General features: G+C 71.5%; 8 protein-coding genes. 7 read left to right on the forward strand and 1 reads right to left on the reverse strand.

Annotated features, from left to right (window positions below; genetic code table 11):
• Positions 1-70: 70 nt before the first annotated feature.
• Complete coding sequence (gene pckA, locus ABFS34_02390) at positions 71-1,663, reverse strand: phosphoenolpyruvate carboxykinase (ATP) (protein ID MEN8374278.1); 1,593 nt, start codon at positions 1,661-1,663, stop codon at positions 71-73.
• Positions 1,664-1,888: 225 nt separating this feature from the next.
• Here pckA and ABFS34_02395 point away from each other — a divergent pair, with 225 nt between their 5' ends.
• The 7 genes from ABFS34_02395 to ABFS34_02425 all read left to right on the forward strand — a co-directional run bounded on the left by ABFS34_02395 (position 1,889) and on the right by ABFS34_02425 (position 9,496).
• Positions 1,889-3,685, forward strand: coding sequence for a hypothetical protein (locus tag ABFS34_02395; GenBank protein ID MEN8374279.1), 1,797 nt, complete (start codon positions 1,889-1,891; stop codon positions 3,683-3,685).
• Between the two features lie 3 nt (positions 3,686-3,688).
• Positions 3,689-4,615: a cation diffusion facilitator family transporter gene (locus ABFS34_02400; GenBank protein ID MEN8374280.1), complete on the forward strand. Its 927-nt coding sequence runs from the start codon at positions 3,689-3,691 to the stop codon at positions 4,613-4,615.
• Positions 4,616-4,674: 59 nt separating this feature from the next.
• Positions 4,675-5,370 carry a methyltransferase domain-containing protein gene (locus ABFS34_02405; GenBank protein ID MEN8374281.1) on the forward strand — a complete coding sequence of 232 codons (696 nt, stop codon included), beginning with the start codon at positions 4,675-4,677 and terminating at the stop codon, positions 5,368-5,370.
• Positions 5,367-6,728 carry an FAD-dependent monooxygenase gene (locus ABFS34_02410; protein ID MEN8374282.1) on the forward strand — a complete coding sequence of 454 codons (1,362 nt, stop codon included), beginning with the start codon at positions 5,367-5,369 and terminating at the stop codon, positions 6,726-6,728. Before ABFS34_02405 ends, ABFS34_02410 begins: the two co-directional genes overlap by 4 nt.
• Positions 6,725-7,186, forward strand: a complete 462-nt coding sequence (locus tag ABFS34_02415; GenBank protein ID MEN8374283.1) for an SRPBCC family protein — start codon at positions 6,725-6,727, stop codon at positions 7,184-7,186. Before ABFS34_02410 ends, ABFS34_02415 begins: the two co-directional genes overlap by 4 nt.
• Positions 7,183-8,418 (forward strand): beta-ketoacyl-[acyl-carrier-protein] synthase family protein, encoded by a 1,236-nt coding sequence (locus tag ABFS34_02420; GenBank protein MEN8374284.1) that lies wholly within the window; start codon positions 7,183-7,185, stop codon positions 8,416-8,418. The genes ABFS34_02415 and ABFS34_02420 overlap by 4 nt, the downstream gene beginning before the upstream one ends.
• Positions 8,419-8,506: 88 nt before the next feature.
• Positions 8,507-9,496 carry a DUF4126 domain-containing protein gene (locus ABFS34_02425; protein MEN8374285.1) on the forward strand — a complete coding sequence of 330 codons (990 nt, stop codon included), beginning with the start codon at positions 8,507-8,509 and terminating at the stop codon, positions 9,494-9,496.
• Positions 9,497-9,593: the final 97 nt, after the last annotated feature.

The raw sequence follows: 9,593 nt of genomic DNA on the forward strand, positions 1-9,593 counted from the left end.
CGGAGAGGGCTCGGGGCGCCACCAGGTCGGCGCGAGCCGCCGCGTCATGGACGCTCGCGCCGCGCGCCCCTCATCCCGACCGCGGTCCCGCGGCCCTGATGTCGGCGCTCACGTCGGCCTCGTAGGCTGTGAAGTTCTCGCGAAACATACCGGCGAGTTCGGCGGCCTGACGGTCGTAGGCGGCAGCGTCCTGCCAAGTGGCGCGCGGATCGAGAACCTCCGGTGGCACACCCGGGACGGCCAACGGCACGTGCACGCCGAACACGGGATCGTCCCTGTATTGCGCGCCGTCCAGCTCGCCGCACAGCGCGGCGTGAACCATGGCCCGGGTGTATCCCAGCTTCATGCGCGTGCCTTGACCGTACGGTCCGCCCGTCCAGCCCGTGTTGACCAGCCAGGTGGCGGCGCCGTGCTGCTCGATTCGCTCGCCCAGCAGGCTGGCGTACACCGACGGATGCAGCGGCAGGAACGGCGCCCCGAAACACGCGCTGAACGTCGCCTTGGGCTCCGTCACGCCGCGCTCGGTACCGGCGACCTTGGCCGTGTACCCGGATATGAAGTGGTACATGGCCTGGGCGGGGCTCAGGCGCGCGATCGGGGGCAGCACGCCGAAGGCGTCCGCGGTCAGGAACACCACGGTGCGGGGATGGCCGCCGCTGGCCTCCGGAATAGCGCCTTCGATGAAGGCGAGCGGATAGGAGGAGCGCGTGTTCTCGGTGAGCGATCCGTCGTCGAAGTCCACCTCGCGCGTGGCGGGGTCGACCACGACGTTTTCCAGTATGGCCCCGAAGCGCCTGCTGGCCTGCCAGATAAGGGGCTCGCCGTCGCGCGACAGGCGAATCACCTTGGCGTAGTTGCCGCCCTCGAAGTTGAACACGCCCGTGTCCGACCAGCCGTGCTCGTCGTCGCCGATGAGGCTGCGCATTGGATCCGCGGACAGCGTGGTCTTGCCGGTCCCGGAAAGGCCGAAAAACAGAGCCACGTCGCCCTCCGCCCCTTCGTTGGCCGAGCAGTGCATCGACAGTACTCCCTGGCGAGGGAGCAGGTAGTTCATGACGGTGAAGATCGACTTCTTGATCTCCCCCGCGTAGCGGGTTCCACCGACCAGCACGACCCGGTCGGCGAAATGCGCCACGACGAACGTACCGCTGCGCGTCCCGTGCGTGGCGGGATCGGCTTGCAGCGTGGGTGCGTGCAGGACCGTCCACCCCTGGCCGGCTCGCGCGGTCTGATCGCCCGTGGGGGCACGGAACATGTTCTGAACGAACACCGAGTGCCACGCGCTCGGCGAAATCACGCGCACCGGGAGCGCGTAGCGAGGATCGGCTCCGCAGATCACGTCGCTGACGAACAGCTCGCGGTCGCTCAGGTGGGCGCGCACGAGCTCCCGCAGGGAGTGATACTGCGATTCGGCCAGATCGACGTTGACGGCACTCCACCAGATCTCGGCCTCGGAGGTCGGCTCGCGCACCGTGTACTTGTCGTTCGGAGAGCGGCCGGTGTGGGGCGTCGTGATGCCCACGAACGATCCGTCGCTCGTGAAGATGCCCTCGCCCCGAGACACCGCGCGCTCCAGCAGCTCGGCGGAGCTGCGGTCACGGTGGACCGGGTGATCCGTGCGAATCCCCAACTCACCGAGGCTGGGGGCCAGTTTCGTGGCCATGTGCGTCGTCTCCCAATGCGCGCCGAAGGCTCGCGTCCGCCCGGCCGCGCTGGATCGCGCGCGCGAACGGCCCGTTCATGGTTGCAGAGCATCGAGCAGAGTCGAGACCGGCAAAGATCGACCTACGGCCCGTATCCCGCAACGCGCCTGGGTTGCCCAGCGGGGATGGATCGCTTCCGTTTGAGTCCGGCGGCAACTGGGCCGCCGCTGCGTGTATGGAGGGGCATGCGGAGGACGATGCTACGCCTGGCGGGGTCGAACGGCGGCGGGGCCTGCGGGTTGGTCGCGCTGGCCGTGGCGCTGGGTGCCGCCGACGTGAACGCCGCGCAGGAGGCCTGCGAGGAAGGCCCCATCGCGCACGTCTTCATCGACAACCACTCCATCTTCGACACCTCCGATCCGGACCTGGATCCGCGCTTCCGGTGGGCCTACGGGACCGCCAACTCGCTGCACGTCCGCACCCGCTCGGAGGTGATCGAGCGCGAGCTGCTCTTCGCGGTCGGCGACTGTCTGGATCCGTTCCTGCTGGCGGAGTCTGAGCGGCTGCTACGCGATCTCGGGTTCCTCGCCTCGGTCGATGTCTTTTCGGTGCGGCAGCCCGACGGCACCCACCACGTCATCGTCAACACCCGTGACGAGTGGAGCACCAAGGTGGACATCCGCGCCGACTTCGACGAGGGAGGGCTGCTGCTGCGCGGCGCACGGCTGGCGGAGGACAACCTCGCCGGGACCGGTCAGACGGCGGCGGCCTTCTTTCGGCAGGATCCCGAACTGGACACCCGCGATTACGGCCTGGCGTTCTTTTCTCCGCAGGCGCTCGGCAGCCGCTGGGACTTCGGCGCCGAGGCGGGACGCACCCGGATCGGGTACGCGTTCGGGTACGGTCTCAGGTATCCGTTCGTGGGGGAGACGGGCGTCTGGGCCGCCGAGCACGGGATCGGGCGCGCCGAGCGCTTCTTCGGGGTGCAGGTCGATGACACCGCCCGCGTGCTCATCCCGGTGCGCTCCCAGACGGCTCGGCTCGGCGTCGCGCGCCGTTTCGGCGACCGCGGCAACCTCACGCTGGCCGGGCTCGCCCTGCTGTGGTCCGACCTGGCCTACCCCGCCGGCCTCGGCCCTCTCCGCGTCACTGGATCCGGCGGCGACGTCCCGCTCGACGATCCGACGGTAGAGGCCACAGTGCGCACCCAGATGGGTGAGGTCGAAGCGGTCAGAATTGCCGCCGTGGTGGGCCGGCGCAGCATTCGGTGGGTGCGCCGTAGAGGCTTCGATACGATGCGGGCGCTACAGGACATAGCGCTGGGGGCCGAATTTCAGTTTGCCGTTGGCCGCTCCATCAACCCCCTGTCGGGAGAGAACGATCTGATCACCGCGGCGACGTTCTACGCCGGCGGCGGCGGCAACGACGCCCTGGTGGCGGCACGCATACGCGCCGACCTACGGCGCCTCCTCGACGGCGGGCCTGACCAGCCGGAACTGGTCGATGTCCTGGGCGAGGGCGAGTTGATCGGCTACCTGCGCCCCGGCATCGAGGACAAGCACACCCTGTTCTTCCGCGGCGCGGCGCAGGGTGGTTGGAACAACATCACACCGTTTCAGCTGACCCTGGGGAGCGCAGGGGGTCTGCGCGGCATCCCCAGGGACCGCGCGCCGGGCGGCCGCCGCGCCACGTTGCTCCTGGAGGATCGCATCTACTTCGGGTGGCCGTTTCGAGACGTGCTGGACATGGGCGCCACCGTGTTCGGAGAAGCGGGACGAATGTGGGCCGGCGACGCGCCGTTCGGACGCGACACGGATTGGAACTACACGCTGGGCCTGGGTCTGCGCGCCGCGTTCCCGGCGGGCAGCCGGACCACCGTCAGGATCGACTACGCGCGCCCCTTCGGGTCGGAAGCCAGCGGCGGCAGGTTGCTGATCGAGGTGCGTGAACCCCTAGGCCTGGCGGTGCCCTTCGGCACCCCCCAGATCGCCCGCTCCCGGCGCAACGGTCTGGGCGGAGCGCTGTTCAGCTTCCGGAACTGACGCTTGCGATACAGCCACGAGGTTCGACGGGTCCTGGTTCTGACCCTTTTCGCCAACCTGGCGGTCGTGGCCGCCAAGCTGACCGTGGGGGCGCTGGCCGATTCGCTCGCGGTGCTGGCCGAGGGCGGGCACTCGGGCCTGGACGCGCTCAACAACGTTCTGGCGCTCGTGCTGGCGCGGGTCGCGGGCCGCGCCCCCGACGAGGATCACCCCTACGGACACGGCAAGTTCGAGACGCTGGGGGCGCTCGGCATCGTCGCCTTCCTGTCGGTGACCGTGTTTCAGCTCGTGCTCGGGGCTGTGCGCCGCCTGGTCGCCGGCAGCGCGGGGCCCGAGGTCGGCTGGCTGCTCGTGGGCGTCGTCGCCGCGTCCGCGGTGGTTAGCCTGCTGGTGTCCCGCTACGAAGCCCGGCGCGGCCGCGAGCTGGGTAGCGACCTGCTGATCGCCGACGCGCTGCATACGCGCACCGACGTGTGGGGGTCGCTGGCGGTCCTCGTGGGGCTCGGGTTCGCCGCCCTCGGTTACCCCGCGGCGGACGCGATCGTGGCGCTGCTGGTCGCGGGCATCATCGCCTTCGCGGGCGTCAACGTGCTCCGCTCCACGGTGCCGGTGCTGGTCGATGAGCGCGCGGCGGACGCCGAGGAGCTGCGCGCGTTGGCTCTTGGCGCCGAGGGCGTTCTCGCCGCCTACGAAGTGCGTTCGCGGGGCCGCCCCGGCAACGCCTTCGCCGAGCTGACGATAGCGGTCGATCCGGCGCTCAACGTGGCGCAGGCGCACAAGATCGCCGACCACGTGGAGCTGCGCGTGGCGCGAGCGATGGGCGCGCGCGAGGTGGTCGTGCACGTGGAGCCCGGCGGAACGCACCTCGCCGGCCGGTATCGGTCCGCGCGCGCCGGCGGCGTGCTCACTCCGGGCACCCGGGACCGATGAGCGAACCGGCGCCACCGTCCGGACCCCCGTCGACGCAGCTGGGGTGGTTCGCCGAGGCCATGGATCAGCCCGATGTGGACCCGGCGCACCTCGACGACTGTCTGGATCAGCTCGCCCGCCTGAGCGTCCTGTCGGGCGCTCGGCGCCTGATCTGGGATCGCGCCCGCAGCTTGCTGCCGGCCGACGGGCCCGTGACCCTGGTCGACGTCGGCGCGGGGGGCGGCGACATCCTCCGGCACCTGAGTCGCGGACTCGGCGACCGCCTGCGCCTGGGCGTGGGCCTGGACTTCCACGAGAGGACGGCCATGGCCGGCGCTCGGCGCTCTACCGGCCACGGGCGTCTCCGCTTCGCCAGGGCCGACGCCAGGGCGCTCCCATTGGCTCCACGATCGGCGGACCTCGTGATGATGCACATGGCGCTCCACCACATCGAGCCGCGAGACCGCGCGGCGGTGCTCGCCGAGCTGGGCCGGGTATCGCGCGGAGCGGTCCTGGTAACGGACCTCGCCCGCAACGCGCTGAACCGCGTGGGCGCCCGCATCCTGACCGCCACCGTCTGGCGCCGAAATCCGCTGATGCGGGTCGACGCGCCGGTGTCCGTGGACCGAAGCCTCACGTCCTCCGAGTTCGCAAGTCTCGCGGCGGAGGCCGGACTCGGCGTGGTGAGGATCACCAGCCTCTACGGGCACCGGCTGGCGCTGAGCGCACACGCCCCGGCCCGCGCCGAGGTCGGCGGCGGAGCGACACCAGCGTGAGCGGCGAGCGGTCGCGTCTCGACGCCGACGTGGTGGTCGTGGGAGCCGGCCCCGCGGGCGCGTCCGCGGCCACCTGGCTGGCCCGCGCCGGAGTGGCTGTCCTCCTGGTGGATCGAGCGGTCTTCCCGCGGGCGAAGCCCTGCGGCGACTGCCTCAGTCCCGCGGCCACGGACGTGCTCGGGCGCCTGGGCGTTCTGGACGCGGTTCTGGCGCACGCGCCGGGGCGCCTGCGTGGCTGGCGGCTGCGCTCGCCCTCGGGGGCCGCGCTACCGGTGCCGTTCCCGCCGGGCGCGAACGGCCTGGTCATCGAACGCCGCGCCCTGGACGCGATGTTGGTGGCGGGCGCTCGAGCCGCGGGCGCACAGATGCTCGACGGCGTGCGCGTGGTCGACCTAGTGGCCGGTGGCCCGGGGGAAGTTCTCGGTGTGCGCACGATTGGCGGCGATGGCAAACGGCGAGAGTTGCGGTGCCGCGCGGTCGTCGGCGCGGACGGACTCCGATCGGTGATCGCCACGCGATTGGGCGTCGTTCGACGCCCCGCGAAGCTGCGCAAGTTCTCGCTCACCGCGCACCTGCCCGCGCTCGCGGGCGCGGACCGCAGCGCCGCAGGCAGCGGGCGGCATGTGGGCTCGCTGTGTCTCGGCGACGGCCTGTGCGTGGGCGCCGCGCCCGTGGCCGCGAGGTCGGCCTCGGAGGGACCGCAATCTCCACGCTGGAACGTGACGTTGGTGGCGGACGCCGACCGCTTCGGCCGGTTGGCGGCGCGCGATCCGTACGCGTTCTACCGGGAGGCCGTGGGCGCGGTCGCCGGCCGCGAGCGGCCCTATTCGTGGCCCGGCGGGCGGCCCACTCTCCTCGCCTCCGGACCGTTCGACCGACCGGTGCGCGCGGTGGCGGGCCGGGGCTGGGCGCTGGTGGGAGACGCAGCGGGCTACTACGACCCGTTCACCGGACAGGGCATCTACCAGGCCCTGGCCGGCGGCGAGTTGCTGGCGGGTCGGCTCGCTGCGGCGCTCTTCGCCCGGCGGCGCGGGGTCGTGTATCCTTCCGGTTGGGCGCGGGATCACCGGCGCATCACGGCCGCGGCTCGCTGGCTCCAGCGAGTGATCGAGGCGGTCGTATCGAGGCCGCGCTTCTGCGACGAGGTGTTCGGACGGCTCGCCGACTCGCGCCGACTGTCCCGCGCGCTCGGCGCGGTCACGGGAGACCTCGAGTCGGCCTATTCCCTGCTGCGGCCCGACCGCATCGGCGCCCTGGCGGCGACCCTCGTTGCTCGGCCGAGTCCTCATCATCGGCGAGGCAGCCGCGCCGCGCGAAGCGTGACGTTGCCGTCTGAGCCACTGGGAGCAGACCCATGATCACGATCGACGAGCGCCGCATCGACGCCGCGCCCGAGGTGGCGTTCCAGGTGGCGGCCGACGTGGAGCGATGGCCCGATATCCTGCCGCACTATCGCTGGGTGCGATTCCAGGAGCGTCGCGGCTTCGGCGAAGGTCTGGTTGAGATGGCGGCGTGGCGGGACTTCGTGGGCCCGGCCCGCTATCCCACATGGTGGGCATCCGACATGACCTGCGACGCGCACTCTCGACGGATCAGGTACAGGCACGTGGCGGGGGTAACGCGGGGCATGGACGTCGTGTGGGAGCTCGACCCGGACGGGGCCGGAACGCACGCGCGCATAGTCCATGAATGGGACGGGCCGGAGTGGCCGCTGATAGGCAGCGTGGCAGCGAACCTCGTCATAGGGCCGCATTTCATCAGCCACATCGCGGGCCGGACGCTGGCGGGCGTCGCGGCAGAAGCGGAGCGCAGGTGAGCGCGCGCGTCGCCATCACCGGCCTGGGGCCGATCACCGCCGCCGGGACCGGCGTCGACGGCCTGTGGCGAGGACTGCAAGCTCAGGTGTCGCCGGTCGAGACCATCACGAGCTTCGACACCTCCCCGTGGCGCACCCACTTCGCAGCCCAGGTCGACGACTTCCGCGCCGAAGATCATATGGACCAACGGACCGCGCGCCGGCTGGACCGGTATTCGCAGTTCGCCATCGCCTCCGCCGGCCTCGCCCTGGCGGACGCCGATCTGGCCGCCTCCGACCTGGATCCGGATCGGGTCGCCGTGTACGTCGGTTCGGCGCTCGGTGGGGTAGCCCACGCCGAGCGGCAGGTGGTCAAATTTCTGGAGGGCGGCGTGCGCGCCGTGGATCCCCGCGTGGCGCTGCACACGTTCTGCGGAGCCGCGAGTTGCAACGTGGCGATTCGTTTCGGCTTCACCGGCCCGAACTCGACGAACGCGATGTCCTGCGCGTCGGGCACCATCGCGCTGGGAGAGGCCTGGCGGTCGATCCGCAGCGGCGAGGCGGACGCGGCGATCGCGGCCGGGGTGGAAGCCCCGCTGTCTCCGCTTTCGTTCGGTGCCTTCGCCATCATCCGGGCCATGAGCGCGCGCAACGATGATCCCGCCGCGGCCTGCCGCCCGTTCGACATCGATCGCGATGGCTTCGTGATGGGCGAGGGCGCTTGCGCCCTCGTGCTCGAAAGGTGGGCGGACGCCGAGGCTCGCGGAGCCCGGATCTACGGCGAGATCTGCGGCTTCGGGCTCACCAACGACGCGCACCACATGACCGCGCCCCGCCCCGACGGCGCGCAGGCCGCGCGCGCGATCCGGCGGGCGCTCCAGACGGCGGACGTCTCGGCCGCCGATGTCGGCGTCGTCAGCGCCCACGGTTCCTCCACGCCGCTCAACGATCCCACGGAGACGCGCGCGATACGAACCGCCCTCGGCGCCCACGCCGAGAGCGCCGCGGTCCTGGGAACGAAGGCCTACCACGGACACGCGCTGGGGGCTTCAGGCGCGATCGAGGCCGCGATCGCGCTCCTGGCCATGCACCGGCGGTGGCTGCCGCCCACGCTGAACCTGGACAGACCGGACCCGGCGTGCGACCTGGACTACGTCAGCGCGGGTGGCCGATCGACCAGGGCGACCGTTGCCCTCTCCAACTCGTTCGGCTTCGGCGGGATCAACGGCGCCATCGTGCTGCGCGCGGCGTGATGAGGACGTCTCGGAACGCCGCGAGTCCCGGGACCGACGCCTGCCACGAGCCCTGGGAGTCTCCGCTCCCATTGCTTAGCTTGGCCGTGTGGAACTGACGACCACCGCCGGCATCGCCCTCGGGCTTGGAATCGCGGCCGGACTCAACGTGTACGGCGCGGTCGCGGCCATCGGCATAGCCTCGAGGCTGGGGTGGTTCCCGTTGGCTCCAGCGCTGCATGGGCTGCGCGCGCCGATCGTGATCGGGTCGGCGGTACTGCTGTACCTGCTGGAAGCGCTCGCCGACCGCGCGCAGCATACGCAGCGGTGGTGGAGCGCCGTGCACACGCTGGTCAGGCCCCTTGCCGCCTCTTCGCTCACCGCGGTCGCGATTCTCGCCACGTCGCCCGACGCCCCCGCGCTCATCTGGGTGTCCGCCTCGCTGGGGGCCGGCGTGGTCGCTCTCCTCGTACACGCGTCCAAGGCGGGCGCCCGCCTGCTGCTGGCGGTAACCGGCGAACTGCGCTGGAACCGAGCGGCCAACTGGGCCGAGGACGCCTTCGCGGCCGTGTTCGGACCGCTGAGCCTGGCGTGGCCAACGGGCACGCTGTGGATCGCCGGGGCGATGCTGGTCGGCCTGGCCGGACTCGGACGCTGGCTCTGGAGGGCGTTCCTGCTCGGGCCGAGGGCGCTCGCCGCTCGCGGGACCGGATTTTTCGGATCGCGAGGCTGGCTGGAGGCCGACGTCTTGCCGGGCTGGGTCGCGCGTTCGCTGGAACCTCTGTCGCTGGGCCAGGCTCGGCACCGAGGCACGCGCGCGTCCATGCAGGGGGCGCCGGGGCGTTTCCGCAACGGTTGGCTGGTGGTCGGGGGGGACGGCCCTCGGTTCCTGTACAGGGGCACTTCGGGCCGGGTGCGAGGCGTCCCCCTGGCCGACACTTCCTGCGGAGAGATCCGCGCGGATTCCTGGGTCGACTCCATTCCGCTCGGCTCGAATAATCGCCGCGCCACGCTGCTGCTGTTGAAGGATGGACCCGACCCGGAGGTGGTCAGGCGCGCGCTGGAGGTGGGGCCACCGAGCGCCGATGCCGCCGACTAGACTAGTGTGCCGGCGCGGAAGTCCCGTGTGCACCGAGGCGCGTGATGCGCCCGCGGGGCAAGGCGGAACGACGCGCCGTAGCCGTCGCTACGGCAAG

The sequence above is a fragment of the Gemmatimonadota bacterium genome (assembly GCA_039715185.1).
Classification (GTDB): domain Bacteria; phylum Gemmatimonadota; class Gemmatimonadetes; order Longimicrobiales; family RSA9; genus DATHRK01.